This window comes from Jatrophihabitans fulvus (genome assembly GCF_054781375.1).
Map to the genome: position 1 here is coordinate 331,795 of NZ_BAAGUN010000003.1, position 25,886 is coordinate 357,680.

At 72.2% G+C, this 25,886-nt stretch carries 24 protein-coding genes, 3 tRNA genes and 1 pseudogene; 18 read left to right on the forward strand and 10 right to left on the reverse strand.

What is annotated here, in order from left to right; genetic code table 11:
* Positions 1-64: 64 nt before the first annotated feature.
* The 5 genes from ACYVP9_RS13485 to polA all read left to right on the forward strand — a co-directional run bounded on the left by ACYVP9_RS13485 (position 65) and on the right by polA (position 7,667).
* The gene (locus ACYVP9_RS13485; protein ID WP_460605384.1) at positions 65-2,437 is read left to right on the forward strand and encodes a branched-chain amino acid ABC transporter permease; all 2,373 of its coding nucleotides are present in this window, start codon (positions 65-67) and stop codon (positions 2,435-2,437) included.
* Positions 2,434-3,309 carry an ABC transporter ATP-binding protein gene (locus ACYVP9_RS13490; protein WP_460605385.1) on the forward strand — a complete coding sequence of 292 codons (876 nt, stop codon included), beginning with the start codon at positions 2,434-2,436 and terminating at the stop codon, positions 3,307-3,309. The genes ACYVP9_RS13485 and ACYVP9_RS13490 overlap by 4 nt, the downstream gene beginning before the upstream one ends.
* Positions 3,306-4,028: an ABC transporter ATP-binding protein gene (locus ACYVP9_RS13495; RefSeq protein WP_460605386.1), complete on the forward strand. Its 723-nt coding sequence runs from the start codon at positions 3,306-3,308 to the stop codon at positions 4,026-4,028. Before ACYVP9_RS13490 ends, ACYVP9_RS13495 begins: the two co-directional genes overlap by 4 nt.
* Before the next feature lie 265 nt (positions 4,029-4,293).
* On the forward strand, positions 4,294-4,893 hold the full coding sequence (locus ACYVP9_RS13500; protein WP_460605387.1) for a GNAT family N-acetyltransferase: 600 nt from the start codon (positions 4,294-4,296) through the stop codon (positions 4,891-4,893).
* 50 nt (positions 4,894-4,943) lie between these two features.
* Entirely contained in the window at positions 4,944-7,667 is a 2,724-nt protein-coding gene (polA, locus tag ACYVP9_RS13505) for a DNA polymerase I (protein ID WP_460605388.1), read from the forward strand.
* Positions 7,668-7,772: 105 nt separating this feature from the next.
* Here polA and ACYVP9_RS13510 read toward each other — a convergent pair.
* The 4 genes and pseudogenes from ACYVP9_RS13510 to ACYVP9_RS13525 all read right to left on the reverse strand — a co-directional run.
* Positions 7,773-7,979: pseudogene (locus tag ACYVP9_RS13510) on the reverse strand (sigma factor); the annotation flags it as partial.
* A gap of 43 nt (positions 7,980-8,022) precedes the next feature.
* Positions 8,023-8,892 (reverse strand): GNAT family N-acetyltransferase, encoded by an 870-nt coding sequence (locus ACYVP9_RS13515; RefSeq protein ID WP_460605390.1) that lies wholly within the window; start codon positions 8,890-8,892, stop codon positions 8,023-8,025.
* Positions 8,889-9,671 (reverse strand): class I SAM-dependent methyltransferase, encoded by a 783-nt coding sequence (locus ACYVP9_RS13520; protein ID WP_460605538.1) that lies wholly within the window; start codon positions 9,669-9,671, stop codon positions 8,889-8,891. Before ACYVP9_RS13520 ends, ACYVP9_RS13515 begins: the two co-directional genes overlap by 4 nt.
* Before the next feature lie 34 nt (positions 9,672-9,705).
* The gene (locus ACYVP9_RS13525; protein ID WP_460605391.1) at positions 9,706-9,954 is read right to left on the reverse strand and encodes a hypothetical protein; all 249 of its coding nucleotides are present in this window, start codon (positions 9,952-9,954) and stop codon (positions 9,706-9,708) included.
* Between the two features lie 83 nt (positions 9,955-10,037).
* Between ACYVP9_RS13525 and ACYVP9_RS13530 the strand changes: the two genes are divergently transcribed.
* The 6 genes from ACYVP9_RS13530 to ACYVP9_RS13555 all read left to right on the forward strand — a co-directional run bounded on the left by ACYVP9_RS13530 (position 10,038) and on the right by ACYVP9_RS13555 (position 14,058).
* Positions 10,038-11,006 carry an alpha/beta hydrolase gene (locus tag ACYVP9_RS13530; RefSeq protein ID WP_460605392.1) on the forward strand — a complete coding sequence of 323 codons (969 nt, stop codon included), beginning with the start codon at positions 10,038-10,040 and terminating at the stop codon, positions 11,004-11,006.
* Between the two features lie 365 nt (positions 11,007-11,371).
* Complete coding sequence (rpsA, locus tag ACYVP9_RS13535) at positions 11,372-12,862, forward strand: 30S ribosomal protein S1 (RefSeq protein WP_460605393.1); 1,491 nt, start codon at positions 11,372-11,374, stop codon at positions 12,860-12,862.
* 232 nt (positions 12,863-13,094) lie between these two features.
* Positions 13,095-13,694 carry a dephospho-CoA kinase gene (gene coaE, locus ACYVP9_RS13540; RefSeq protein WP_460605394.1) on the forward strand — a complete coding sequence of 200 codons (600 nt, stop codon included), beginning with the start codon at positions 13,095-13,097 and terminating at the stop codon, positions 13,692-13,694.
* 77 nt (positions 13,695-13,771) lie between these two features.
* Positions 13,772-13,844: transfer RNA gene (locus ACYVP9_RS13545), tRNA-Gly, on the forward strand.
* 38 nt (positions 13,845-13,882) lie between these two features.
* A tRNA-Cys gene (locus tag ACYVP9_RS13550) sits at positions 13,883-13,953 on the forward strand.
* A 33-nt stretch (positions 13,954-13,986) separates the two neighbouring features.
* A tRNA-Val gene (locus ACYVP9_RS13555) sits at positions 13,987-14,058 on the forward strand.
* A 75-nt stretch (positions 14,059-14,133) separates the two neighbouring features.
* Here ACYVP9_RS13555 and ACYVP9_RS13560 read toward each other — a convergent pair.
* The gene (locus tag ACYVP9_RS13560; protein WP_460605396.1) at positions 14,134-14,514 is read right to left on the reverse strand and encodes an anti-sigma factor antagonist; all 381 of its coding nucleotides are present in this window, start codon (positions 14,512-14,514) and stop codon (positions 14,134-14,136) included.
* Positions 14,515-14,690: 176 nt separating this feature from the next.
* On the opposite strand from ACYVP9_RS13560, the gene ACYVP9_RS13565 reads away from it, so the two are divergent.
* From ACYVP9_RS13565 to ACYVP9_RS13580, 4 genes are read left to right on the forward strand one after another with little or no spacing between them, the layout of a single operon-like run.
* Positions 14,691-15,914, forward strand: a complete 1,224-nt coding sequence (locus ACYVP9_RS13565) for an acetyl-CoA C-acetyltransferase (RefSeq protein WP_460605397.1) — start codon at positions 14,691-14,693, stop codon at positions 15,912-15,914.
* Complete coding sequence (locus ACYVP9_RS13570; RefSeq protein WP_460605398.1) at positions 15,907-16,713, forward strand: HNH endonuclease family protein; 807 nt, start codon at positions 15,907-15,909, stop codon at positions 16,711-16,713. The genes ACYVP9_RS13565 and ACYVP9_RS13570 overlap by 8 nt, the downstream gene beginning before the upstream one ends.
* 50 nt (positions 16,714-16,763) lie before the next feature.
* Positions 16,764-17,264, forward strand: coding sequence for a winged helix-turn-helix transcriptional regulator (locus tag ACYVP9_RS13575; RefSeq protein WP_460605399.1), 501 nt, complete (start codon positions 16,764-16,766; stop codon positions 17,262-17,264).
* 7 nt (positions 17,265-17,271) lie between these two features.
* Positions 17,272-18,573: an alpha-hydroxy-acid oxidizing protein gene (locus ACYVP9_RS13580; RefSeq protein WP_460605539.1), complete on the forward strand. Its 1,302-nt coding sequence runs from the start codon at positions 17,272-17,274 to the stop codon at positions 18,571-18,573.
* Here the strand turns inward: ACYVP9_RS13580 and ACYVP9_RS13585 are convergent.
* A complete protein-coding gene (locus ACYVP9_RS13585) occupies positions 18,551-19,708 on the reverse strand; it encodes a branched-chain amino acid ABC transporter substrate-binding protein (protein WP_460605400.1) in 1,158 nt (385 codons plus the stop codon). The genes ACYVP9_RS13580 and ACYVP9_RS13585 overlap by 23 nt on opposite strands.
* Before the next feature lie 84 nt (positions 19,709-19,792).
* Here ACYVP9_RS13585 and pip point away from each other — a divergent pair, with 84 nt between their 5' ends.
* The 3 genes from pip (at position 19,793) to ACYVP9_RS13600 (ending at position 23,129) form a co-directional block, all read left to right on the forward strand.
* The gene (pip, locus tag ACYVP9_RS13590) at positions 19,793-20,758 is read left to right on the forward strand and encodes an alpha/beta hydrolase family protein (RefSeq protein ID WP_460605401.1); all 966 of its coding nucleotides are present in this window, start codon (positions 19,793-19,795) and stop codon (positions 20,756-20,758) included.
* Positions 20,759-20,868: 110 nt separating this feature from the next.
* On the forward strand, positions 20,869-21,372 hold the full coding sequence (locus ACYVP9_RS13595) for a GtrA family protein (protein WP_460605402.1): 504 nt from the start codon (positions 20,869-20,871) through the stop codon (positions 21,370-21,372).
* A 158-nt stretch (positions 21,373-21,530) separates the two neighbouring features.
* On the forward strand, positions 21,531-23,129 hold the full coding sequence (locus ACYVP9_RS13600; RefSeq protein ID WP_460605403.1) for a sulfatase family protein: 1,599 nt from the start codon (positions 21,531-21,533) through the stop codon (positions 23,127-23,129).
* 13 nt (positions 23,130-23,142) lie between these two features.
* On the opposite strand, the gene ACYVP9_RS13605 is transcribed toward ACYVP9_RS13600, so the two are convergent.
* The 4 genes from ACYVP9_RS13605 to ACYVP9_RS13620 form a co-directional block, all read right to left on the reverse strand.
* Positions 23,143-24,207 carry a cation diffusion facilitator family transporter gene (locus ACYVP9_RS13605; protein ID WP_460605404.1) on the reverse strand — a complete coding sequence of 355 codons (1,065 nt, stop codon included), beginning with the start codon at positions 24,205-24,207 and terminating at the stop codon, positions 23,143-23,145.
* A complete protein-coding gene (locus tag ACYVP9_RS13610) occupies positions 24,204-24,548 on the reverse strand; it encodes an ArsR/SmtB family transcription factor (protein ID WP_460605540.1) in 345 nt (114 codons plus the stop codon). Before ACYVP9_RS13610 ends, ACYVP9_RS13605 begins: the two co-directional genes overlap by 4 nt.
* A gap of 115 nt (positions 24,549-24,663) precedes the next feature.
* Complete coding sequence (locus ACYVP9_RS13615; protein WP_460605405.1) at positions 24,664-25,338, reverse strand: hemerythrin domain-containing protein; 675 nt, start codon at positions 25,336-25,338, stop codon at positions 24,664-24,666.
* Complete coding sequence (locus tag ACYVP9_RS13620; RefSeq protein ID WP_460605406.1) at positions 25,335-25,826, reverse strand: COG4315 family predicted lipoprotein; 492 nt, start codon at positions 25,824-25,826, stop codon at positions 25,335-25,337. Before ACYVP9_RS13620 ends, ACYVP9_RS13615 begins: the two co-directional genes overlap by 4 nt.
* Positions 25,827-25,886 lie beyond the last annotated feature (60 nt).

Consider the following 25,886-nt stretch of genomic DNA (forward strand, 5'->3'; position numbering starts at 1 on the left):
CGAATCAGAGGCACAGCGCACTGGGAGTCTCGTGCCGTCGCCCGGAGCGAAGCGAGGACGCGGCATGAGCATCGACATCGAAAAGCCGACCCAGCCGCCGGCGGGACCGCCGCCCGAGGACGCGCGCCGCATCATCGCGGCCGAGCGCCGCAAGGGCCTGCCCGGCTGGGTCAAGCGCCTGATCGCCTGCCTCGCCGCGGGCGTGGTGCTGGCGATGATGGTCGGCAAGCAGCAGGGCAGCAAGAACGACTTCGGCGTCGCGTTCCACAAGGCGGTGCTGAACCCGCGCATCGTGGTGTTCCTCGCCATCGGCGTGCTGCTGTTCTTCGCGGTGACGTACTGGCCGAAGGTCAAGCCGTTCATCGGACGCCCCGGCGTGTGGCCGCTGGCCTCGGGCACGCTCGCCGTCGTCGCGTCGTACACGCTGCTGAACTGGTTGGACGGCATCGCCGACGGCAAGTTCGGCCCGTTGGGCGATCTGGTCTCCGAGACCCCGGCCGTCAGCGCGGTCACGTCCGCCTACTTCGGGTGGCTCGCCTGGGCGCTGGTCGTCGTGGCGCTCGTCGCCATCGGCGTGACCATCGTGACCGGGTTCCGTCCGGCGGCCTGGGCCGGCGTGGTCCTGGCCGTCATCGGTGCGGTGCTGAGCTACGTCTGCCACTCCGACGTCGTCGACGTGTCGGGCAACGACGACCACTCGCTCGGCTTCGGTGTCGCGATCATCGGTTACCTGATCATGGTCATGGCCGGTGTGATCGTCGCGCAGACCAAGGAGCAGCACGCGCAGAGCAAGCGCTTCGTCAACGCCGTGCTCGGCTGGCGTCCCGGTGCGGCCCTGGTCGTGCTCGGTCTCGTCGTCGGGTTCATCGCGCTGGTACGGGCCGTCTGGTTCTCGCCGTCGAATCTGAACTCCCGCTTCGGCGACCTGTCGGACGTCTTCGACGGTCAGGGCGTGAAGCAGTACACCGACGCCTACTTCGGCTGGGCGGCGTACGTGCTGTTCGTCGTGCTGGTCGTGGTGGCCGCCGCGGCCTGCTTCCTGCGCCGGTCGGTGCTGGGCTGGGTCGCCGCGGTCCTGGGCCTGATCGGCACCGTCTACACGCTGTTCGTGATGCATGACTACTCCGACGTCGCGTCGAAGGTGCGCACCGGCGGCTCGAAGCTCGGCTTCGACGGCGCGACCGGTCCGTGGCAGAACCTCGGCACCGGCGGCTGGATGGCGTGCGGCGGGTTCTTCCTCGTCGGCGCCGCCGGTCTCGTCGTGGCCACCCGCCGCCGCACCGGCGACGAGGTCGTCGTCGACGAGAAGGGCCGCGAGCGCGTCATCGAGTCGTCCGACAAGGGCGGGTTCCTGACCGCCCAGGGTGCGACGAAGACGATGCTGCTCATCGCGGTCGCCGCCGCGCTGTTCTACCCGCCGACGGCCACCGCGCAGTGGCAGTCGGTGCTGGTGACGCAGATCGGCGTCTACGTGCTGCTGGCGATCGGCCTCAACGTGGTCGTCGGCTGGGCCGGTCTGCTCGACCTCGGCTTCATCGCCTTCTACGCGATCGGCTCGTACACGACGGCGTACTTCACCGGCTCCCTGCCGGTCGACCCGCCGAGCTGGCTGCAGTTCAGCCCGCTCGTCGCGATCCCGTTCGCCATCGTCATCTGTCTGATCGCCGGTGTGCTGCTGGGTGCGCCGACGCTGCGGTTGCGCGGCGACTACCTCGCCATCGTCACCCTCGGCTTCGGTGAGATCATCTACACCGCGGCCAACCAGGCGGACGGCATCACCGGCGGCCCGCAGGGCACGAACACCGACCCCGAGCTGGGTACGCACCCGATCCCGCCGCCGGTTCTCGACCTCGGGTTCCACCGCTTCGAGTGGGGCGTGTCGTCCGGGTCGGCGATCCTGCAGTACTGGTACCTGCTGCTGGTGCTGATCGTGATCGTGGTGCTCGCGTTCCGTCGCCTCGAGCACTCCCGCATCGGACGTGCGTGGGCGGCGACCCGCGAGGACGAGGTCGCGGCCGAGGCCAGTGGCGTCAACACCTTCCGCATCAAGCTGCTGGCGTTCGCGGTCGGTGCGTCGACGTCCGGTATCGCCGGCGTGTTCTACGGCAGTCAGATCGGCTACATCAGCCCGGAGAGCTTCACCTTCATCTACTCGACGCTGATCGTGGCCTACGTGGTGTTCGGCGGTGCGGGCTCGCTGCCGGGCGCCATCGCCGGTGCGGCCACGCTGACCTGGTTGCCGGTGTTCCTCGAGGACCAGGTCCCCGAATCGGACAAGCAGATGTGGGTCGGCGCGGTGTTGCTCGCCACGATGATCTTCCGTCCGCAGGGTCTCATCCCGGCCAAGCGCCGGGCCGCCGAACTCGAGGCCCACGAGAGTTCACCCGATACCGCGGGCGCCGTCCCGGCGGCCGGCGCAGTGGGGAGCACGCCGTGACGAACGTCGACACGACCAAGAAGCCGGGGGACGACGCGCCCGCGGCGTCCCAGGACCTCGTCTTCGACGTCCGCAACCTGACGCTGCGTTTCGGCGGCGTGGTCAGCCTCAACGACGTGTCGCTGCAGATGCGCCGCGGCGAGATCCTGGCGATCATCGGGCCGAACGGTGCGGGCAAGACGTCGCTGTTCAACTCGCTGACCGGGGTGTACACCCCGCAGCAGGGCAGCGTGCTCGCCAAGCCGCGCGTCGACAGCCGTCCGCTGGACGTGCTGGGCCGCAAGCCGTACAAGGTCAACCAGTTGGGCATCGCCCGCACGTTCCAGAACATCCGCCTGTTCCCGGCGCTGACCGCGATCGAGAACGTCAAGGTCGGGGTCGAGACCCGCATGCGCTCCGGCCCCATCGGGGCGATGCTCGGCCTGCCGCGCCAGCGGCGCGAGGAGAAGGACAGCACGCAGAAGGCGTTCGCGCTGCTCACCGAGGTCGGGCTCGCCAAGCGCGCCAACGAGCTCGCGGGCTCGCTGGCCTACGGCGAGCAGCGGCGCCTCGAGATCGCGCGGGCGCTGGGCACCGACCCCGGCGTGATCCTGCTCGACGAGCCGGCTGCCGGCACCAACCCGGCCGAGAAGCGCGACCTCGCCGACCTGATCCGACAGATCAACGTCGAGCGCGGCGTCGGCATCCTGCTCATCGAGCACGACATGAAGCTCGTCATGTCGGTCGCGCACCGCATCGTCGTGCTCAACTTCGGTCAGAAGATCGCCGAGGGGTTGCCGCACGACATCCAGCGCGACCCGGCCGTCATCGCGGCCTACCTGGGCAGCACCGAACCGGTCGAGACGAGTGACACCCAGGGGGAGTCCCGATGAGTTTTCTCGACGTCACCGACCTCGAGGTCAGCTACGGCGCGATCAAGGCGATCAAGGGCATCAGCTTCTCCGTCGAGGAGGGCAAGATCGTCGCGCTGCTCGGCGCGAACGGCGCGGGCAAGACGACGACCCAGAAGACCGTGTCGGGCATGATGCGCCCGAGTGCGGGCTCGGTCGTGTTCGACGGGGTGCGCATCGACGGCATCCCCGCCCACACGCTGATCGAGCTCGGGATCTGCCACGTGCCCGAGGGCCGGCACGTGTTCCCGCGCATGACGGTGCGCGAGAACCTCGAGATGGGCGCGTTCCGGTTCAAGCGTCCCGACCCGGCCGACATGAAGCGGGTGCTCGAGATGTTCCCTCGCCTCGGCGAGCGCATCAACCAGCTGGGGGGCACGCTGTCCGGCGGCGAGCAGCAGATGCTCGCGATCGGCCGCGCGATCATGGGCAAGCCGCGCCTGCTGCTGCTGGACGAGCCGTCGATGGGTCTGGCGCCGCTGATCGTGGCGCAGATCTTCGAGATCGTGAAGGAGATCAACGACCAGGGGGTCACCGTCCTGCTGGTCGAGCAGAACGCCTCCCAGGCGCTGTCGATGGCCGACTACGGCTACGTGCTCGAGACCGGTGAGATCGTGCTCTCGGGCTCGGGCAAGGACCTGCTCGCCGACGAGCGGGTCCGGGCGGCCTACCTCGGCGAGGAGATCAGCGAGAGCGCCTGAGCACGCCGGCGTCCACGACGTCCCGACGGCCACCTGTCCATCCGGACAGGTGGCCGTCGGCGCGTCCGGCTGTGCCCCGACGTCAAGGGCGCGGCAGGGATTGCCCCGGTCGAACCGGTCTCGTGGCCAGAACCGGACAACCGCCCCACCGGGTTGCCCACCCCGCCTGTTGCGCGCGGGCGGCGGGTCCTAGTGTGATCGCTGCGGCCGTCCCGGCGGCTTGGGAGGGCAACGGGGAGATCGTTCACACCAGGAGTCGATCGCGATGTCACGAGCCAACGTGCGGGTCCGTCCGGCCACGGCCGACGACATCGACGCCCTGGCCGCACTGGTCCAGTCGGTCGACCCGAGCAGCGGCACCTTCAGCGGCCGGCCCTTGGCCGATGCCGGCGCCGATCACCTGTGCGAGCGGCTCGGCGACATCGTGTGCCGCCCCGAGCGCACCCTGCTGATCGCGGCCGACGAGGCCGGCGAGGTGGTGGGCATGCTCGCCGCCCGGCGCGACGAGATCGGCGCGATCGACCTGACCCCGGTGCTGCACGTGACGCACCTGATGGTCGCCCCGCAGCAGCGCCGCCGCGGCGTCGGACGTGCGCTGCTGGCCGCGGCCGTCCACCTGGCCGACGAGGAGGGCGTCGACAACGTCCTCACCACCGCCGCCGCGGGCTCGCGTGAGGCGAACCGCTACCTGGCCCGCATCGGTTTCGCCCCGCTCGTCGTGCACCGCATCGCGCCGACCGCGGTGCTGCGCCGGTCGCTCGGCATGACCGACGTGGCCGGCCGCATGGCGGCGCTGCGGCGGGCCCGGGCGGTGCGCGGTCAGCGCGCCGGCTTCCGTCCGCGGGCGCTCGGCCGCGGCGCCTGACCGCTCGCATCCCCGGCCGCGCTGTCGGAGGGGCCACCTAGAGTGAGCCCGTGACCACCACCACCGCGCCCGTCACCGGCACGGCCCGGCTGTTGCTGCTCGACGGTCACTCGCTGGCCTACCGCGCGTTCTACGCCCTGCGCGAGGTCGAGATGTCGACGACCACCGGGCAGCCGACCAACGCCGTCTTCGGGTTCACCTCGATGCTCATCAACCTGATGCGCGACGAGCAGCCGACCCACATCGGCGTCGCGTTCGACGTCTCGCGCAAGACCTTCCGCAGCGAGATGTACGCCGACTACAAGGCCGGCCGCAGCGAGACCCCCGACGACTTCCGCGGCCAGGTCACCCTCATCCGCGAGGTGCTCGACGCCCTGCGCATCCCGACGATCATGGTCGACGGCTACGAGGCCGACGACGTCATCGCCACCGTCACCCGCGAGGCCCGGGCCGACGGCGCCGACGTGCTCATCTGCACGGGCGACCGCGACGCGCTGCAGCTGGTCGACGAGCACGTCACCGTGCTCTACCCCAAGCGCGGCGTCAGCGAGATGACCCGCTTCGATCCCGACGAGGTGCGGGCCAAGTACGGCCTCGACCCGCAGCAGTACCCCGACTACGCGGCGCTGCGGGGCGACCCGTCCGACAACCTGCCCGGCATCCCGGGGGTGGGGGAGAAGACGGCCTCGAAGTGGATCCGCGAGTACGGGTCGCTGCGCGATCTGATCGACCGCGTCGACACCGTCAAGGGCAAGGTCGGCGACGCGTTGCGCGAGCACGTCGGCAGTGTCCAGCTCAACCGGCAGCTGACCGAGCTGGTGCGTGACGTCCCGATCGACGTCGACCTGTCCGGGGGACTCGCTCCGCTGGCCCGGCAGCAGTGGGACCGCGACGAGGTGCACCGGCTGTTCGACGACCTGCAGTTCCGCGTGCTGCGCGAGCGGTTGTTCGAGAGCGTGGCCGCGGCGGCGCCCGAGGCCGACGAGGGTTTCGACGTCGCGTTCGTCCGCCTCGGTGTCGACGAGGTCGGCCCGTGGCTCGCCGAGCACGCGCGCACCGGCCGCCGGGCCGGGGTCTCGTTCAGGGGCACCTGGGGTCGGGGTATCGGGTCGCTGACCGGCATCGCCGTCGCGGCGGCCGACGGGTCGGCCGCCTACGTCGATCCCCAGACGCTGACCCCGCAGGACGACGCCGCCCTCGGTGCCTGGCTGGCCGACGCGGCCGTTCCCAAGGCGGTGCACGACGTGAAGGGCCCGCTGCTCGCGCTGCGGCAGCACGGCTGGACGCTCGCCGGGGTCACCTCCGACACCCAGCTCGCGGCGTACCTGCTGCGACCCGACACCCGTGCCTTCGACCTCGCCGACCTGGCGCTGCGCTACCTGCATCGCGAGCTGCGCAGCAACGTCGAGGAGTCCGGGCAGCTCACCCTCGACGGCGGGGAGGAGGAGTCGGACGACGCTCTCGCCGAGGTCGAGACCGTCCGCGCCACGGCCGTCAACGATCTGGCCGCGGCGTTCGACGACCAGCTGGCCGAGGCCGGCCGCGCCGCCGAACTGCTCGTCGACATGGAGTTGCCGCTCGCGCACGTGCTGGCCGACATGGAGGCCGTCGGCATCGCCGCCGACACCGGCCGGCTCGTCGACCTGCAGCTCGACCTGGGCGAGCGGGTCACCGAGGTCGAGCAGCAGGCGCACGAGATGGTCGGCCGCCCGTTCAACCTGGGCTCACCGAAGCAGCTGCAGGAGATCCTGTTCGTCGAGCGCGACCTGCCCAAGACCAAGCGCAACAAGACCGGCTACACCACCGACGCCGACGCGCTCACCGACCTGTTCGCCAAGACCGGCGACGAGCTGCTCGGGGTGCTGCTGCGCCACCGCGAGGTCGCCCGGCTGAAGTCCGTCGTCGACGGGCTGATCCCGCTGGTCGACGACCACGGCCGCATCCACACCACCTTCAACCAGACGATCGCGGCCACCGGCCGGTTGAGTTCGACCGACCCGAACCTGCAGAACATCCCGGTGCGGACGGCCGAGGGCCGCCGCATCCGCGAGACGTTCGTCGTCGGCGAGGGCTTCGAGTCGCTGATGACGGCCGACTACAGCCAGATCGAGATGCGCATCATGGCCCACCTGTCGCAGGACGAGGGGCTGATCGAGGCGTTCACGACGGGCGAGGACCTGCACTCGTTCGTGGCCTCGCGCGCGTTCGACCTGCCCGTCGACGCCATCGACCCCGAGCTGCGCCGCCGCGTCAAGGCGATGAGCTACGGCCTGGCCTACGGGTTGAGCGCCTTCGGCCTCGCGCGTCAGCTGAAGATCAGTACCGACGAGGCCAAGGGCCAGATGGAGGCGTACTTCACCCGCTTCGGCGGGGTGCGCGACTACCTGCGCTCCGTCGTCGACAAGGCCCGGCTCGACGGCTACACCGAGACGATCATGGGTCGCCGTCGTTACCTCACGAACCTCAACAGCACGAACCGCAACCTGCGCGAGATGGCCGAGCGGGCGGCGCTCAACGCGCCGATCCAGGGCAGTGCCGCCGACATCATCAAGGTGGCCATGCTGGGCGTGCACCGGGCGCTGGCCGAGGGCGGCCACCGGTCGCGGCTGCTGCTGCAGGTGCACGACGAGCTCGTCCTCGAGATCGCCGAGGGCGAGCGCGAGGCCGTCGAGCAGCTCGTCCGCGAGCAGATGAAGGCCGCAGTCGACCTCGGCGACGTCGAGATGGACGTCTCCGTCGGCGTCGGCGCCACCTGGCACGACGCCGCGCACTGAGCGCAGCCGGCCCGCATACACCCCACGCCGGGGTTGCTCACGTCCTTGACCGTGAGCGTCCCGGCCATGCGCAGCACCTGGGCCCGGTCGAGGCCGGCGGCGGCGCCACGACACGAACTCGTTGGTGACCATCGGCATGAGGTACGCGGCCGGACGGTCGGTCGCCCCCACCCGGCCCCACCGGGACAGGGCCCGGGCGAGCACCTCCTGCACGAGGTCGCGGGCCTGGTCGGGGTCGCCGCACGGGGCCGTCGCGTGGCGGACGAGGCCGGGCAGCTCGGCCCGCACGACGTCCTCGAATTCGGCGCTCACATCTGGACGACGCGGCCCGGGGCCGAAGTGTTGCCTGCCGCGCCTACTTCTCGAAGGTCTGCCATTCCCGGTCGACCTTCAGCCCGGCGTCGAGGTAGAGCCGCAGCGCCGCGCGGTTCTCGGCCTCGACGGCGAGGCCGAGCTGGGTCGCGCCCTCGTCGGCCCGGGCGCGCAGGGCGGCGAGGAGCAGCGAGCGTCCGAAACCGTGGCCCCGTTCGTCGGCGGCCACGGCCAACTGCGCGATCCATCCGGTGCCGTCGGAGAACACGCGGCCGAGCGCGACGCCGATCACCCGATCGCCGCGGGTGAGCAGCAGCTGCGGGTGCGCCAGGGCCGCCTCGTTGACGATCAGCGATCGCCACTCGTCGTAGTCACGGTGCACGTGCCCGGGAACGTCGGACCAGCGCGCGTCCTCGTAGACGAGCCGGTGCACCGCGGGCAGGTCGTCCGGCTGCAGCGCGCGCAGGCCCACATCGGCCGGGAACGGCGGCGGTGCCGGCGGCCACTCGTCGCTGACGGGGCGCAGCAGTTCGAACGACGAGCGGACGTGCCGCCACCCGCGGTCGCGGATCGCGGCGCCGGTCGCGGTGTCGGCCTCGAGGTGCGTCAGCGCCGGTGATCGCGCGGTGTCGAACCAGTCGAGCAGCGCGTCGCGGACGTCGGCGCCCGTGACGAGATCCGGGTCGACCAGCAGCGCCGAGTCGTAGCCGCGCCACCATCCCAGGCCGACGGCGCGGCCCTCCAGCTCGACGAGCGCGCTGTGGGTGGCGAGCTCGACGGTGCCCAGCTCCTCGGCGACCTCGTCGGCGTCGTGTTCGGGGGCGCCGTGCCACCGTGTCTCCCAGCGGCGGTAGAGCGCCGTGATGCCGGCGACGTCGTCAAGGGTGGCCGGACGCGGGCTCACGTGGTTCACGACTTCTCCGTCACGTAGATCGCGGTGCCCGGAAGGATCGCGCCGCGCAGCGGGGACCACTGGCCCCATTCCCCGGTGTGGCCGGCCGGCCACTCGGGTTCGACCAGGTCGACGAGCCGCAGGCCGGCCGCGGCGATCTCGCGGACGCGGTCGCCGAGGGTGCGGTGGTGCTCGACGTAGACGGCGGTGCCGTCGCCCGCGAGCTCGGCGTACGGGGTGCGGTCCCAGTAGGGCATGGTCGCGGTGAGGCCGCCGGGACCGGGATCGTCCGGGAACGACCAGCGGATCGGATGCGTCGTGGCGAACACCCAGCGTCCGCCCGGGCGCAGGACCCGGGCCGCCTCGGCCATGATGCGGGCGGAGTCGGCGGCGAACTGGATGGCGCCGAACGCGGTGAACACGATGTCGAACGCGTCGGACGCGAACGGCAGGTGCTCGGCCTCGGCCTGCACGAGCGGAACGTCGACGCCGGTGCGCGCCGTGCCGTCGACCGCGTGGCGCAGCATGCCGGCCGACAGGTCGAACGCCACCGGACGGGCGCCCTGCACGGCCAGCCACCGCGAGCACATGGCGGCACCGCAGCCCAGTTCGAGTACCAGCGCTCCGCGGACGTCGCCGAGCAGGTGCGCATCGGCCTCGCGCAGCCGCTCCGGGCACCACACGAGGTCGGCGTCGCCGAGGAAGGCGCCGTGCTCGGCGTGGTACTCGTCGGCCTCCGCGTCCCACCAGGACCGGCTCGCCCGGACGGACGCGCGGTCGTCGACGCGCTCGCGGGCGATGCGCTCGGCCGTCGGCCTCGGGTCGGCCGCCGGGTCAGTCTCCACCGCCGCCCCCGTCGCTGCCGCCGCCCCCGTCCGAACCCCCGTCCGAGCCGCCGTCCGAACCTCCGTCGGCGCCGGAGTCCCACCCGCCGTGGTGACCGGGACCGGACGTGTCGAACGCGGTGAAGCCGTCACCGTCGGAACCGCTGCGGCGGCGTCCTGACCGTCCGCCCCGGCTCACGGACAGCGCGACGGCGACGATGACGACGACGATGATCACGAGGATCAGCAGGGCCTTCATGCCGGGAGCCAATCACAGGCGGACGACATCCGCGCCCGGATTCACCGCGCGCGGCGTCGCTACCGCTCGGTAGCGTCCCGGGCATGGGCATCCCGTTGCGCACGAAGGCGTTCTGGACCGTCTACCACCTGATCGAGCGGGCCCCGGTCATGCAGCAGCCCGTCGAGCGGGTGCGGCGGGCCAGTGACCGCCGGGCGATGCTGATGGGTCTGGGTCCCAGCCGCGTGGTCACCGGACGTCCGGACCGGTCGGTCGCTATCGAGGAGGGTGCGTTCGAGACCGCGGACGGCACGACCCTGCCGCTGCGCATCTACCGGCCGAGGGACGTGCCGGGGCCGTTGCCCGTGGTCATGAACTTCCACGGCGGCGGCTTCGTGTCGGGCAACCCGCAGCAGTCGGAGTGGTGGTGCGCCGGCATCGCCGCTCAGGTCGGGGCGGTCGTCGTCTCGGCGCAGTACCGGCTGGCGCCCGAGAGCGCCTACCCGACCCAGGTCGAGGACTGCTACGCCGCCACCGTCTGGACGGTCGCCCACGCCGGAGACCTCGGCGTCGACGCGGCGCGCCTCGCGGTCATGGGCGACAGCGCCGGGGGCACGATCGCCGCCGTCGTCTGCCTCATGGCACGTGACCGGGGTGGTCCGCCGATCGCGCTGCAGGTGCTGCTCTACCCGGCCGTCCGCTTCGACGACGACTACCCGTCGCGCTACGAGAACGAGAACGCGCCGATCCTCACCCGCCGCGACCTGGACAACATCGCCGACGTCTACGCCGGCGAGACCGATCTCGAGGACCCGTACCTGGCGCCGCTGTTCGGCGAGCACCACGACCTGCCGCCGGCGCTCGTCCAGACCGCGCAGCACGATCCGTTGCGCGACCACGGACCCGCGTACGCCGATGCGCTGCGCGCGGCGGGCGTGCCCGTCCGGCTGACGAACTACGTCGGCGCCGTCCACGGGTACATCTCGCTGCCCAACGTCACCGCGGGGGCTCGGCAGGCCATGGCGGAGGCGGCGGCGGAGCTGCGGAACGCCTTCGCCGGACGAACGCCGTGAGCAGTCCGCCGACCACGATCACCCCGAAGCCGGCGAGCGACACCCGGACACTGCTGCCCGGACGGTCGTAGAAGCTCAGGCCGCTGCGGCGGAAGTCGCGCGCGAAGCCGATGTGGTCGGCACTCGTTCCCGTCGCGACGGCGTGCACGACGCCGCCGGCGGCGGGTACGCGGACATGATCCGGACCGTCCTGGCGGCCGGGCGGGAGCGCGCGTCGTCGCCGTCCGACCGGGCGGAGTAGTCTTCTTCGTGGACACGTCTGCGGTCTCGACATGGAGTAGACCGCCCGGGCCCGGCCAGCACCTCCGGCCGCCCGGATCGGGCGTGCCCGACGATCTCCGACCCTGTCAGGACCCACCTACTCAATGACGTCCACCGTAGAAGCTCCCACCACCTCTGCACCATCCGGCACGCCGCAGGTCGCGATCAACGACATCGGCACCGCCGAGGACTTCCTCGCCGCGATCGACAAGACGATCAAGTACTTCAACGACGGCGACATCGTCGAGGGCACCATCGTCAAGGTCGACCGGGACGAGGTCCTGCTCGACATCGGTTACAAGACCGAAGGTGTCATCCCTTCCCGCGAACTCTCGATCAAGCACGACGTCGACCCCAACGAGGTCGTTTCCGTGGGCGACGAGGTCGAGGCCCTGGTTCTCCAGAAGGAGGACAAGGAGGGCCGCCTGATCCTGTCCAAGAAGCGCGCGCAGTACGAGCGCGCCTGGGGCACGATCGAGGAGAAGAAGGAGAACGACGAGGTCGTCGAGGGCACCGTCATCGAGGTCGTCAAGGGTGGCCTGATCCTCGACATCGGCCTGCGCGGCTTCCTGCCCGCGTCGCTGGTCGAGATGCGCCGCGTGCGCGACCTGCAGCCCTACGTGGGCAAGACGCTCGAAGCCAAGATCATCGAGCTGGACAAGAACCGCAACAACGTGGTCCTGTCCCGCCGTGCGTGGCTCGAGCAGACGCAGTCCGAGGTGCGCAGCGAGTTCCTGAACAAGCTGGCCAAGGGCCAGGTCCGTTCCGGTGTCGTCTCCTCGATCGTCAACTTCGGTGCGTTCGTGGACCTCGGCGGCGTCGACGGTCTGGTGCACGTCTCCGAGCTGTCCTGGAAGCACATCGACCACCCGTCCGAGGTCGTCGAGGTCGGCCAGGAGGTCACCGTCGAGGTTCTCGACATCGACCTCGACCGCGAGCGTGTCTCCCTGTCGCTGAAGGCGACGCAGGAGGACCCGTGGCGTCACTTCGCCCGCACGCACCAGATCGGCCAGGTCGTGCCCGGCAAGGTCACCAAGCTGGTGCCGTTCGGTGCCTTCGTCCGCGTGCAGGACGGCATCGAGGGTCTGGTCCACATCTCCGAGCTGGCCGAGCGCCACGTCGAGATCCCGGAGCAGATCGTCAACGTCGGTGACGAGCTGCTGGTCAAGGTCATCGACATCGACCTCGAGCGTCGCCGCATCTCGCTGTCGCTGAAGCAGGCGAACGAGGGCGCGCTGTCGGACGAGTCGTTCGACCCGGCGCAGTACGGCATGGAGGCCCAGTACGACGACAAGGGCAACTACATCTACCCCGAGGGCTTCGACCCCGAGACGAACGAGTGGCTCGAGGGCTACGAGTCGCAGCGGGAGGAGTGGGAGAAGCGTTACGCCGCCGCGCGCGAGCGTTTCGAGGCCCACAAGAAGCAGCTCGAGGCCGCCCAGCAGGCCGACGCGGAGGCTGCGTCCGAGACGGGCGAGTCGACGTCCTACAGCTCGGGCTCGACCGACACCGACGACGCCGGCGCCGAGAGCGGCGGTTCGCTTGCCTCCGACGAGGCGCTCGCCGCGCTGCGCGAGAAGCTCGCCGGACGGTAAGCAGTAGTCAGCACGTCACGACGGCCCCGGGGTTCGCCCCGGGGCCGTTGTCATTCCGCCTCCCCGGCACTTTTCTGATGCAAGGCGACCCGGCCCAGCCCGGCTGTTGGCTGGGTTTTTCCGTGCTTTCAGCTCGGACTCACCATCGATCAGGTCTGCGCGCCGGACGACCGGATGGGACACCTCTGACCGGCAACCTCGGGGGAGAACCCGATCGTCTAGCGTCGCGGACGTGCGCGTGGGACTCACCGGCGGTGTCGGGTCAGGCAAGAGCACGGTCGCGAGGCTGCTCGCGCAGCGGGGCGCGGTCGTCCTCGACGCTGACGCCATCGCCCGCGAGGTCGTCGAGCCCGGCACGGAGGGGTTCGACGCCGTGGTCGAGCACTTCGGCCGCAGCGCGGTCGCGGCCGACGGCACCCTGGACCGGGCGTGGATCGCGCGGACCGTCTTTGCCGACCGCGCCCAGCTGGACGCTCTGAACAGCATCACCCACCCCCGTGTGGCACGGCGCTTCGCCGAACTGGAGGCGCAGGCACCGGCGGAGGCCGTCGTCGTCTACGACGTCCCGCTGCTGGTCGAGAACGGCATGGCGGACGGATTCGACCTGGTCGTCGTCGTGCTCGCGTCCGAAGCCATCCGCCTCACGCGACTGGCCGGTCGCGGCATGGCCGAGGACGACGCGCGTGCCCGCATGGCGCGGCAGGCCACCGACGAGCAGCGGCGGGCCGTGGCCGACGAGATCATCGACAACGACGGCGACCTCGCCTCGCTCGAGCGGCAGGTCGACGCCGTCTGGACGCGCATCACCGACAGAGCGGGTGAGGCGGTTTGAAGCCCGCTCGAGGCACCAGGTAGAGTCATCGCTCGGCACCGCGGCAGGAAATCTTCACCGATTTCAGCCGTTGTCACGCGGACGTAGCGCAGCTGGTAGCGCATCACCTTGCCAAGGTGAGGGTCGCGGGTTCGAATCCCGTCGTCCGCTCGGAAGACGCTCTGACCGGTGAGGTCAGGGCGTCTCACGGTGGCGTGGCCGAGAGGCGAGGCAACGGCCTGCAAAGCCGTGTACACGGGTTCAAATCCCGTCGCCACCTCGCGAACACAATCACCGGCAACGGTGTGCACAAGGGCGATTAGCTCAGTGGGAGAGCACTACCTTGACACGGTAGGGGTCACTGGTTCAATCCCAGTATCGCCCACCCTTACAGGCCCCGGATTCCGGGGCCTGTAGTCATTTCCGGGGCCGGTGCGCACGGTGAGGACGCCGGCGGCGGTCAGCCGACGACGCGGGAGTCCGTCCGCGCGGCGGGCCGGGGCGCGGACGGCGGCAACAGCCAGGCCCCACGTCCCACGGCGAACGTCCGGCGCAGCCGGGCGGACACGTTCACGATCCGCAGCCGCTCGCCCCGACCCCGGTGCTCCTCCGCGAGCTCGACGAGCACGTCGAGGCCCGCGGCGTCGCAGAACGTCACGTCGTCGAGGTCGACCGTGATCGGGCCGGACACGAGGTCGTGCAGCACGCGGGCGGCGTCGCGCAGCGCGGGTGCCGTCGCGAGATCGAGCTCGCCGCCGACGTGCAGCCGGCGTTCGGCGACGTCGAGACGCGCGGTGAACAGTTGGGCCGCGTCGAGGGCGGCAGAGTGGGTGAGAGTCACGGTGGAGATCCCGTCCCGTGCGTCCGCATCGGTCTCGGCGGAACGAAGCGCAGCTATTCTGCGCGAGGCCGTGAGGCCTGCACCCACACTGTCACGCCCGGTTCGTCCGCGTCGAGAGCAAACGGCACGAACCGGACCGGTCGTGCGCAGCCGCTCGCCCCTGCAGGAGGTTCTCCGTGCCCGCTCGCGCCGACGACGTCGTCATCTGCGAACCGCTGCGCACGCCCGTCGGCGGTTTCGGCGGCGGCCTGCGCACCGTGCCCGCCCACACCCTCGCCGCCACCGTGATCACGGCCGTGCTCGAGCGCACCGGGCTCGACCCCGAGCGGGTCGACGAGGTGATCCTCGGCCACTGCTACCCGACGACGGAGGCGCCCGCGATCGGGCGCGTCGCCGCCCTGGACGCCGGCCTGCCCGTCACGACCACCGGCTGGCAGCTCGACCGCCGGTGCGGGTCGGGGCTGCAGGCCGTGCTCACCGCCGCGGGCCAGGTCGCGGCGGGCGTCTCGCAGGTCGTGCTCGCCGGCGGTGCCGAGTCGATGAGCTCGGCGCCGTTCTACTCGACCGACATGCGTTGGGGCGCGCCCGCGGGCGCCGGGGTGATGCTGCACGACGCGCTCGCGCGCGGTCGGGTGACGGCGGGCGGACGCAACCACCCCGTCGCCGGCGGCATGCTCGAGACGGCGGAGAACCTGCGGCGGCAGTACGGCATCGCGCGCGAGGAGCAGGACGAGTTCGCCGTCCGCAGTCACCGCCGTGCTGCTGCCGCGGCCGAGACGGGCGTCTTCGCCGAGGAGATCGTTCCCGTCACCGTCCCGGGACGGAAGGGCGACACGATCGTCGACGCGGACGAGCACATCCGCCCGGGGACGACGCTCGAGAAGCTGGCCGCGCTGCGCCCCGTGCTCGGCCGCGACGACCCGGACGCCACCGTCACCGCCGGCAACGCGAGCGGGCAGAACGACGGCGCCGCGCTGTGCGTCGTCACGCGGCGCGACACCGCCGAGCAACTGGGGCTCGACCCGCTCGTGCGACTCGTGTCGTGGGGTGTCGCGGGTGTGGGTCCCGAGGTCATGGGCATCGGGCCGGTCGGGGCGGTCGCCGCGGCACTCGCACGGACGGACCTCACGCTCGCCGACATGGACCTCGTCGAGCTGAACGAGGCCTTCGCCAGCCAGGTGCTCGCCTGCACCCGCGAGTGGGCGTTCGGCGAGCGCGACTTCGAGCGGCTGAACGTGCACGGTTCCGGCATCTCGCTCGGGCACCCGGTGGGCGCGACGGGGGCGCGCATCCTCACCACGCTGGCGCGTGAGCTGCGCCGGCGGGACGCCCGCTTCGGCCTCGAGACGATGTGCATCGGCGGTGGGCAGGGTCTCGCCGCGGTCGTCGAGCGTGCCTGAGCGGCGCGCGCGCCGGGCCGTGGCCCTGCTCCTCGCGCCGCTGGTGCTCGCCGGGTGCGTGCAGACCACCACCGACCCCGTGCAGGTCACGACCGGTGGCGCCTCGGCGTCGGTGCCCGGGCCGACCTCGGTGGCACCGTCCGCGACCGCCTCCCCGTCACGCACGAGTTCGACGACGCGCCCGCCGACAACGCTGCCGCCGGCGTCGGGCAGCGCGGCGGCCCTGCTGACCACGTTGCCGGTGAAGGGCCGTGCGCCGCGAACGGGCTACGACCGCGACGAGTTCGGTCCGTCGTGGACGGACGACACCGACGCGCAGTTCGGCCACAACGGCTGCGACACCCGCAACGACGTGCTGCGCCGCGACCTCACCGACGAGACGTTCCGGCCCGGTACGCGCGACTGCGTGGTGCTGACCGGCCTGCTGCGCGATCCCTACACCGGCCGCGTGATCGACTTCGTGCGCGGCCAACGCACGTCGATCGAGGTGCAGATCGACCACGTCGTCGCGCTGGGTGACGCGTGGCAGAAGGGCGCGCAGCAACTGGACGAGCAGCAGCGGACGACGTTCGCGAACGACCCGCTGAACCTGCTCGCCGTCGACGGGCCGACCAACGCGAGCAAGGGCGACGGTGACGCCGCGACGTGGCTGCCGCCTGCGCGCTCGTTCCGCTGCGCGTACGTCGCGCGGCAGGTCGCGGTGAAGGCGCGGTACCGGCTGTGGGTCACGGTCGCCGAGCGGGACGCCATCGCCCGCATCCTCCGCGCGTGCCCGGGTCAGTCGGCGCCCGTCCGCTGACCGGCTGGACCGGTCCGGCGCGGGTCCGGAAAACCAACTAACGTGGGGGCATGGCGAACAAGGTGACGAGGCCGGCGCGGGCCGCGCGGACGACGGGACGGCCCGACTCGGTGGCGGCGACGCTCGACGTGGTGGGGGAGCGGTGGGCGCTGCTCGCGATCCGCGAGATCGACTACGGCAACCACCGCTTCGACGCGATCGCCCGCAACACCGCCGCGTCGCGCGACATCCTCACCACCCGGCTGCGCGGTCTCGAGGAGGCCGGCGTGATCGAGCGGCGCCAGTACCAGGACAACCCGCCCCGCTTCGAGTACCACCTGACCAAGGCGGGCGCCGACCTGCGCCCGGTGCTCGCCGCGCTGCGCGCGTGGGGTGACCGGTGGGTGCTCGACAAGGCGCCCGTGACGCTCAAGCACTCGTGCGGCAAGGCCTACAAGCCGCGCACCTACTGTCCCGCCTGCAACCAGGACGTCGACGTGGCCAAGCACCCGGACGACGTCACCGAGCGCTTCGTGGCGCCGGGCTGGGACCGGACGGGCCCCACCGAATGACCGGACGATCGTGAAGGGCGACGGCACCGGCACCGCCGGCCGCGGCCGCGAACGCCAGGGCGCCATCTACCGCGCCGGGGTCTTCGGTCGGCGTCCCGAGGTGCCGACGGACGCTGCCGAACTCGAACGCCGGGCCCGCCGCGCCATGTCGCCGGCCGCCTGGGCCTACGTCGCCGGAGGCGCCGGCGAGGGCGCGACCATGCGCCACAACCGCGAGGCGTTCGACCGGCACCGCATCGTGCCGCGGATGCTGCGCGGTGCGGTCCGCCGCGACCTGTCGACGTCCGTGCTCGGCACCGAGCTCGCGGCCCCGCTGCTGCTCGCTCCCGTCGGTGCGGCCGCGCTGGTCACCCGCGACAGCGACGTGAAGATCGCCGAGGGCGCGGCGGCCGCGGGCGTGCCGTACGTGTTCTCGTGCCAGGGCTGCAACCCGATGGAGGACACCGCAGCGGCCATGGCGGGCACGCCGTTCTGGTACCAGCTGTACTGGTCGACCGACGACGCCGTCGTCGACTCGATGATCGCCCGCGCCGAGAAGGCCGGTGCGCAGGCGCTCGTGCTCACGGTCGACACCACGTTGCTCGGCTGGCGCCCGCAGGACCTCAATCTCGGGTCGCTGCCGTTCGCCCGCGGCCTCGGCATCGCGCAGTACACGTCCGACCCGGCGTTCCGCCGGTTGCTGCGCGAGCAGGTCGCCGCGGCGAGCGGTCCCCGCGAGAAGGTCGAGGTGACCGTCTCCGCCGTCCGCACGCTCGTGTCGATGACACGCGAGTACCCCGGCCGGTTCGTCGAGAACCTGCGTTCGCCCGAGCCGCGCGCCGCCGTCGAGCGTTTCCTCGACACCTACTCCAACCCGGGGCTGTCGTGGGAGCACGTCGCGACGCTGCGCAAGCGCACGTCGCTGCCGGTGCTGCTGAAGGGCGTGCTGCACCCGGACGACGCCGAGCGCGCGCTCGACCACGTCGACGGTCTCGTCGTCTCCAACCACGGTGGACGCCAGGTCGACGCGTCGATCGCCGCGCTCGACGCCCTGCCCGCGATCCGCGAGCGGGTCGGTGCCGATGCGACGGTGTTGTTCGACAGCGGCGTGCGGACGGGCGCGGACGTGTTCGTCGCGCTCGCCCTCGGCGCGGACGCCTGCCTGCTCGGCCGTCCGCACGTGTACGGCCTCGCGCTGGACGGGGCCGACGGCGTGCGTCAGGTGATCGACAACGTGCTCGCCGAACTCGACCTCACGATGGCGCTGACGGGCGTGCCCGACCTCGCGTCGATCACGCCCGAGCTGCTCAGCGCAGGCGGCCCGAGCTGACGAACGCGCCCTTGCGCAGCACGTAGACCCAGTTGGTCGGTTTCGCCAACTCACCGGTCGAGGTGAACCGGTAGAGCTGGGCGATGCCTTCGCGGTCGTAGCGGTGCAGGTAGCCGCGCATGCCGGCGCGGGTGCCCACCCCCGAGGCGATGCCGTTCAGGAACGCGTTCGCGGCGTCGTACGCCTCGGCGGTGTACGGCTTGATCGCGGAGTGGTACACGGCGCGGTAGCGCTTGGCGAGGGCGGCACTCCTGGCAGCCGGGGCGATCGAGGCCACCGCGACCACGCCGCTGCCGCTCGGGCCGACGTGGCTCGTGAACCACGGGCCGTAGACGCCGTCGCCGACGACGAGGGTCGCCGCGGACCTCGCCGCGCGCAGCTTGCGCACGAGCGGCACCGCCTCGAAGTCGTAGCCGGCGAAGTACACCGCGTCGGCCTTCGCCGACTTCACCCTCGTCACCGCGGCGGCGTAGTCGGGGTGGGCGGGGCGCAGCGTGACGGTGCACGCGAGACGGCTGCCCAGACCCCGGCGCACCACCGCACCGGCGGCCGCGCCGTAGCCGGTGCCGTCGGACACGACGCACACCCGCGACTTCTTCGCCGCCACCAACCACCGGGCCGCGGCGCGCGACGTCGCGGTGTCGGACGGGCTGCCCCGGAAGAACGTCCGCCAGCGATGGGTCGTCAGCGACGGTTCGGTGGCGCTCGGCGACAGGGTGGCGAGCCCGGCGCGGGAGAACAGCGCGCCGCTCGCCGCTGTCTCGCCCGAGAAGACCGGCCCGACGACGCCGATCACCGACGGCGTGCGGGTGAGCCGTTTCGCGGCGGCGGACGCCTTCGCGGGCAGACCCTGCGAGTCGGACCGTACGACCGTCACCCGGCAGCGCGGATGCAGCCGGTTGAACCGTGACACCGCCAGCTCGACGCCGCGCTCGATCGGCAGGCCGAGGGAACGGTAGGCGCCGCTGCGCGGCCCCATGACCCCGATCGCCCTGCCGGTCGCGCAGCCCGCCGCGGCTCCGGCGGGCGTCGCGACGACGACACCTACCGCCGTCCCGGCGACGGCGGCGGCGACGAGCGCCAGCGCACCGGCCCGGCGCGGACGGTCGGTGGTGCGGACGGTGGTGTGGATCATGGGCCCCCCTCACGGCTCGGGCGGATCATGACATCCGACCGGCGGGTGAGGGGCGGACCTTTGGACCCGGATAGCGTCGCGATCATGTATCCCGAGCGCGACCCGTACGAGACCGGCATGCTCGACGTCGGCGACGGCAACCACCTGTACTGGGAGACCTCGGGCAATCCGGACGGCACGCCCGCGGTCTACCTCCACGGCGGCCCGGGCGGCGGCAGCTCGCCGAAGCAGCGCCGGCTGTTCGACCCGGACCGCTGTCGCCTCGTGCTGTTCGACCAGCGCAACTGCGGCGCGAGCACGCCGAGCGCGAGCGACCCGGCGACGGACCTCGCGGCGAACACCACCTGGCACCTGGTCGCGGACCTCGAGCGGCTGCGCGAGCACCTCGGCATCGAGCGGTGGCTGGTGTCGGGCGGCTCGTGGGGGTCGGCGCTGGCGCTGGCGTACGCGCAGACGCACCCCGAGCGGGTGACCGCGCTCGTGCTGCGCGGCATCTTCACGCTGCGACCGTCCGAGCTGGCGTGGTTCTACGAGGGAGCCGGTGCGAACCACGTGTACCCCGACCTGTGGGAATCGTTCCTGGCCGCCGTGCCCGAGGCCGACCGGGTGCCGGGCCGGTTGATCGACGCGTACGCGCGCCTGCTCGCGGACCCCGACCCCGCCGTCCACGGCCCCGCCGCGGTCGCCTGGTCGACCTGGGAGGGCTCGGCGATCACGCTGCGGCCCCGTCCGGAACTCGTCTCGTCGTTCGGCGAGCCGGCCTACGCGCTCGCGTTCGCCCGCATCGAGAACCACTACTTCGTGCACGGCGGCTGGTTCGAGCCCGAGCAGCTCATCCGTGACGCGCCCCGGCTCGCGCACGTCCCGACGGTGATCGTCCAGGGCCGCTACGACATGTGCACCCCGGCGACGACCGCCTGGGACCTGCACCGCGCGTTGCCGGGGGCCGAGTTCCACCTCGTCGACGACGCCGGCCACGCGTTCGACGAACCGGGCATCCTCGCCGCGCTGCTCGCCGCCCACGACCGGTTCGCCGAGGGCGCTCGGTAGGACCGTAGGACCAGAGCTCGTTGCCCTCCGGGTCTGCCATCACGCCGGCGCCTTCGTCGTGGTCATGTGCGGGTCGCCGTCCGTTCATCCCCGACGCGCACGCTGGGACGGTGACGGCGGGGGAGCGCTACGCGGACGCGGTGGCGGCGATCGTCCGGCGCCTGCCCCGCGGGTTGTCACGGGTGGTCGCGCCCACCCTGCTGGGATTCGCGCTGATCAACGGCGCGACCTTCGCGCTCGACCTCGGCCTGCTCTGGACGCTGCACGGGCCCGCCGCGTTGCCGCTGGCGGCGTCGGTCACGCTCGCCTACGCGACGGCGCTGGCGGTCTCGTACGCGCTGAACCGCACGCTCAACTTCCGCTCGCACGCGCCGGTCGGACGGCAACTGGCCGTCTACGCGGCCGTCGTCGCGCTCAACTACGGCGGGTGCGTCCTCGGCGTGACCGCAGGGCTCGCCGCCGCCGGCCTCGACTACCGTCCGGCCCGGCTGCTGGCGGGGCTGTGCGAGGCCGGGTTCATGTACCTGGCCATGCGCCACGTCGTGTTCCGCGACGCCGTCACGGACGGGCGGGACGGGCCGGTCGCGCCGGTGCGCAGCGCGTCCGCACGGTAGCCCGCGGACCTCACCGGCTGGCAGCGGGCTGTGCCGGGACGTCCGGCGTCCTGCGCGGTCATGATCGACGCCGCTACCCTGCGGGCGGATCTCCGGCCGTCTGACGCTTGTCTACTACGCTAGCCGGAATAGTCTGATTTGTCCGGGGAGGGGGCGTCGTGTTGCGCACGCGCAGGTCGTGGCGGTTGCTGTCGGTGCTGGCCGGGGCGATGGCGGCCGCCGTCTGCGTCACCGGCCTCGTCGCCGCGGCGTCGTCCGGGACCGCCTCCGGCGCGCACCCCACGCGGGCGAGCGCGTCGGAGCTCGCGGTGCGGGCGACCGATCCGTCGGCCCCTGCGCGGCCGTCGCCGTCCTCGACGGGCGCCGGTCCGCTCTCGAACGCCCCGGCGACGGGCGTCCGTCCGAACATCGTGTTCGTGCTGACCGACGATCTCTCCTACGACCTGCTGCGGTTCATGCCGTCGCTGCGCGCGTTGCGCACGACCGGCATGGCCCTCCGCAACCACTTCGTCGTCGACTCGCTGTGCTGCCCGTCGCGCGCGTCGATCTTCACCGGGCGCTACCCCCACAACACCGGCGTGCGCAAGAACGAGGGTCCCGCCGGCGGGTACGACGCGTTCGTCCGCAACGGCGACGACAGCCGTTCGTACGGGCTCGCCCTGCAGCGGGCGGGCTACCGCACCGGGTTCATGGGCAAGTATCTGAACGGCTACCACCCCGACGACCCGATCCCGCCGGGCTGGGACGACTGGGTCTCCACCGGCGACGGGTACCGCGGTTTCGACTACACGCTCAACGAGAACGGTCGGCTGCGCTACTACGGCTACGAGCCGAAGGACTACCTCACGGACGTGCTGTCGACGAAGGCGCGGGCGTTCATCAGCAGTGCGGCGGACGAGGGCACGCCGTTCGCGCTCGAGGTGTCGACGTTCGCGCCGCACCACCCGTTCGTGCCGGCGCCGCGCGACGCGGACATGTACCCGGGATTGAAGGCGCCGCGCGATCCGTCCTACGGCCGGCGCACGACCGACGCGCCGTCGTGGCTGGCCGCCTTCCCGAAGCTCACGAAGCTCGCTGCCACGAGGATGGACTCGATCTACCGGCAGCGGGCACGTTCGGTGCGGGCGGTCGACCGGCTCATCGCCGACATCCGATCCCAGCTCGTGCGTTCGGGCGTGCAACGCGACACCTATCTGATCTTCAGCTCGGACAACGGGTTCCACCTCGGCCAGCACCGGTTGCGCTCGGGCAAGATGACCGCCTACGACAGCGACATCCACGTGCCGCTGATCGTCGCCGGGCCCGGTGTCGCGCCGAACTCGACGGCCACCGCGCTCACCACGTCGATCGATCTCGCGCCGACGTTCGAGCAGATCGCCGGTGCCGACCCCGACCCGGCCCGCGACGGCGTCAGCATGCTGCCGGTGTGGCTGGGGCGCACGCCGGCCGACTGGACGCAGGCGACGCTGGTCGAGCACGCCGGTGGCGACTTCGCGCCGAGTGATCCCGACAAGCAACCACGGCTGTCGGGCAACCCGCCGACCTATCGCGCGCTGCGCACCCGCGACGCGCTCTACGTCGAGTACGTGAACGGCGACCGCGAGTACTACGACCTGAAGTCCGATCCGTACGAGCTGCACAACGTCGTGGCCGGCACGCCGGTCTCGGTGCTCGCGCCGCTGCAGCGCGCCGTCGCCGCCCTGGACGCGTGCGCGGGCGCCGAGTCGTGTCAGGCCGCGGCGCGGCTCGCGTCCTGACCCGCGGCCGCGCTCAGTGGTGCGCGTCGAACTCGTGCTCGGTGTGCGACGCGGGTTCGAGCTGGAAGGTGGAGTGCTCGACGTCGAAGTGGCCGCCGAGGCACAGCTGCAGGCGGTCGAGCACCTGCGGGGCGTAGCCGTTCGTGAAGCAGGCGTCCTTCACCACCACGTGCGCCGACAGGGCCGGCAGCGACGACGTGAGCGTCCAGACGTGCAGGTCGTGCACCGAGACGACCTCGGGCAGGTCGAGGATGTGCGCGCGGACGACGTCGACGTCGACGTCCTCGGGCGTGCCCTCGAGCAGCACGCGTGTCGACGCGCGCAGCAGCTGCCATCCGGCGCGCAGCATCAGCGCGACGACGACGAGCGAGGCGATGCCGTCGGCGCGGGTCCAGCCGGTGAGCAGGATGATCAGGCCGGCCGCGGCCGTGCCGACGAACGCGTAGAGGTCGGTGACGACGTGCAGGAAGGCGCCCTGCACGTTCATGCTCGTGCGGTCGGCCCGCGCGAGCACCACGGTGGCCAGCACGTTGACGACCACGCCGACGCCGGCGACGACCAGCACGGCGGCGCCCTCGACCTGCGGGGGCGTGATCAACCGGCGCACGGCCTCGACGGCGATGACCGCGCCGACGATCACCAGGGTCAGGCCGTTCAGCGCCGCCGACAGGATCTCGGCGCGCTTCAGCCCGAACGTCCACGAGCCGGACGCCGGGCGGGCCGCCAGCCGGATCGCCCACAGCGCGCCGGCGATCGCGCCGGCATCGGTGAGCATGTGCCCGGCGTCCGCGAGCAGCGCCAGTGAGCCCGAGGCGAAGGCGACGACGACCTCGGCGGCCATGAACGCCAGCAGCAACCCCAGCGCCACCCAGAGGTACCGCACGTTCGCGTCGGCCGTCGGGGCGTGGGAGTGGCCGCGCCCGCGATCGCGGGGGTGATCGTGGGGGTGGTCGTGGGGGTGGTCGTGAGGGTCGTCGTGGCCGGCGGGGCGCTCGCCGCGCCGCGCGGTGGCGTGCTCGACGCAGTGCGCGTCGTCGAGGCCGGCGTCGGCGGCGTGGTCGTGCTGCGGACGGGTCACGACGCGTCCGTCCCGGTGGCCCTCTCGGTCTCCTTCTCGGGATGGAGCAACACGCTGTGGCCGATGTGCTGCAGGCCGAGGTCGAGCAGCAGCCGCACGTGGGAGTCGGCGAGGCGGTAGTAGCTCATCCGCCCGGCCCGGCGGGCCTGCACGACCCGGTGGGCGCGCAGCAGGCGCAGCGCATGGCTGACGGCCGACTCGGCCATGCCGGTGGCGGCGGCGAGGTCGCACACGCACAGCTCGCCGGCCTCGAGCAGGCTGGTGAGCAGCTTGAGGCGACCCGGGTCGGACAGCAGCCCGAAGACATCGGCCAGGTCGGTGACGTCGTCGTCGGCCGGCATGGCCTCGCGGACCGCGTGGACGCGGTCGGCGTCGACCACGCGGGTGACGCAGCTGTCGAGGTCGGTCACGGTGGCCTCCACGTCTGAACGGCTGTTCAGACGTGAGGCTACCGGGTCACGGCGTGAAGCTCGCCAGGTCGTCGATGCCCAGGCGCTGCTCGATGCCGGTGACCCGCTGCAGCGCGCGGCCCAGGGCGGCGTCCCCGAACTCCTTGTCGGCGAGCTCCTGGAAGCGTTCGGCGAGCTCGGCGAGCCGGCCGGGGCGCAACGCCGCGCGCAGGGCGGGGTAGATCACGGTGTCCTCCCACGCCTCGTGCGGTTCGTACATGCGGACGAACGCGGCGAGCTCCTGTCTCACCCGCGGTCGCGCCGACGCCGTGAGCCGGGCCGGCGCGCCGAGCAGCGACGCGGTCAGGCGACGGCCCCGGTCGTGCTGCTCGAGCAGGGTGCGCACGAGAGCCGGCTGCGCGTCGCGCACGGACGGGAACACGTAGGCCTCCTCGAGGCCCTCGTGGAAGTTCTCGACGTAGTCGAGCACCAGCTGCGCGCCGTCGGTGACCACGCCCTCGGGCACGTCGCGGCCGGCGTCGACGCGGTCGATCACGGCGCGGTAGCAGAGCAGCACCCGCTTGAGCACGCCGTGCTCGACCATCAGCTCCTCGTTGGCGGACGGCACGTCGGGCACCGCCGCGGGGGACGCCTCGGCCGCCTTGGCCCCGCCGACGCCGGCCGCGCCGCCGACGACGAGCCCGGCTGCGCCGGTGATCAGCTGCCGCCGCGAGACGCTCACGACGCGACCGTCCGCGTGATCGGCTCGCCCGCCGGGTCGAGCACGTACCAGGGACCGCCGTTGAGGTTCAGCGCCTGGCCCCGGGCGGTACCGGCGGTGACGTCCCCGGCGTAGGTGTAGAGCGGGTACCCGCGGTAGGTGACGATGCGGGCGCCGGTGTTCGGGTCGGGCAGGGTGCCCAGGCGCGAGGCCGTGACCCCCGGGCCCGCCGAGGGCCGCCTGCCGTCGGCGAGGGCGAGCGGCGGCCAGGTGCCGGCGCAGGCGCCGGTGCAGCGCACCTGCTGCCGCGCGTCCGGAGGGAACATGTAGAGCACGTGGCCGCGCCCGTCCGCCAGTACCGACCCGAGGCCGGGCACGGTCACGGTCTGCACCCGCACCGCCGCCGCGGCACGCTGGGGCAGGGCGGGGTCGCCGGACGGGGAGGACGACGACCCGCAGCCGGCCAGCAGGAGGCACGCGGCGAGGGTCGCGAGGGTTGCGCGCAACATCGCCGTCCAGTGTGCCCGGGCCGTCTGTGACGCACCGTGACAGTTCTTCTGACACCATCA

What these genes read in the sequence shown, in the direction of transcription:
- ACYVP9_RS13525 (WP_460605391.1), bottom strand. Translation starts at nt 9,954, where the DNA reads ATGAAGGCCCTGCTGATCCTCGTGATCATCGTCGTCGTCATCGTCGCC.
- ACYVP9_RS13495 (WP_460605386.1), top strand. Translation starts at nt 3,306, where the DNA reads ATGAGTTTTCTCGACGTCACCGACCTCGAGGTCAGCTACGGCGCGATC.
- ACYVP9_RS13575 (WP_460605399.1), top strand. Translation starts at nt 16,764, where the DNA reads ATGGCGAACAAGGTGACGAGGCCGGCGCGGGCCGCGCGGACGACGGGA.
- ACYVP9_RS13485 (WP_460605384.1), top strand. Translation starts at nt 65, where the DNA reads ATGAGCATCGACATCGAAAAGCCGACCCAGCCGCCGGCGGGACCGCCG.
- pip (WP_460605401.1), top strand. Translation starts at nt 19,793, where the DNA reads ATGTATCCCGAGCGCGACCCGTACGAGACCGGCATGCTCGACGTCGGC.
- ACYVP9_RS13620 (WP_460605406.1), bottom strand. Translation starts at nt 25,826, where the DNA reads ATGTTGCGCGCAACCCTCGCGACCCTCGCCGCGTGCCTCCTGCTGGCC.
- rpsA (WP_460605393.1), top strand. Translation starts at nt 11,372, where the DNA reads ATGACGTCCACCGTAGAAGCTCCCACCACCTCTGCACCATCCGGCACG.
- ACYVP9_RS13585 (WP_460605400.1), bottom strand. Translation starts at nt 19,708, where the DNA reads ATGATCCACACCACCGTCCGCACCACCGACCGTCCGCGCCGGGCCGGT.
- ACYVP9_RS13610 (WP_460605540.1), bottom strand. Translation starts at nt 24,548, where the DNA reads ATGCCGGCCGACGACGACGTCACCGACCTGGCCGATGTCTTCGGGCTG.
- ACYVP9_RS13530 (WP_460605392.1), top strand. Translation starts at nt 10,038, where the DNA reads ATGGGCATCCCGTTGCGCACGAAGGCGTTCTGGACCGTCTACCACCTG.
- ACYVP9_RS13500 (WP_460605387.1), top strand. Translation starts at nt 4,294, where the DNA reads ATGTCACGAGCCAACGTGCGGGTCCGTCCGGCCACGGCCGACGACATC.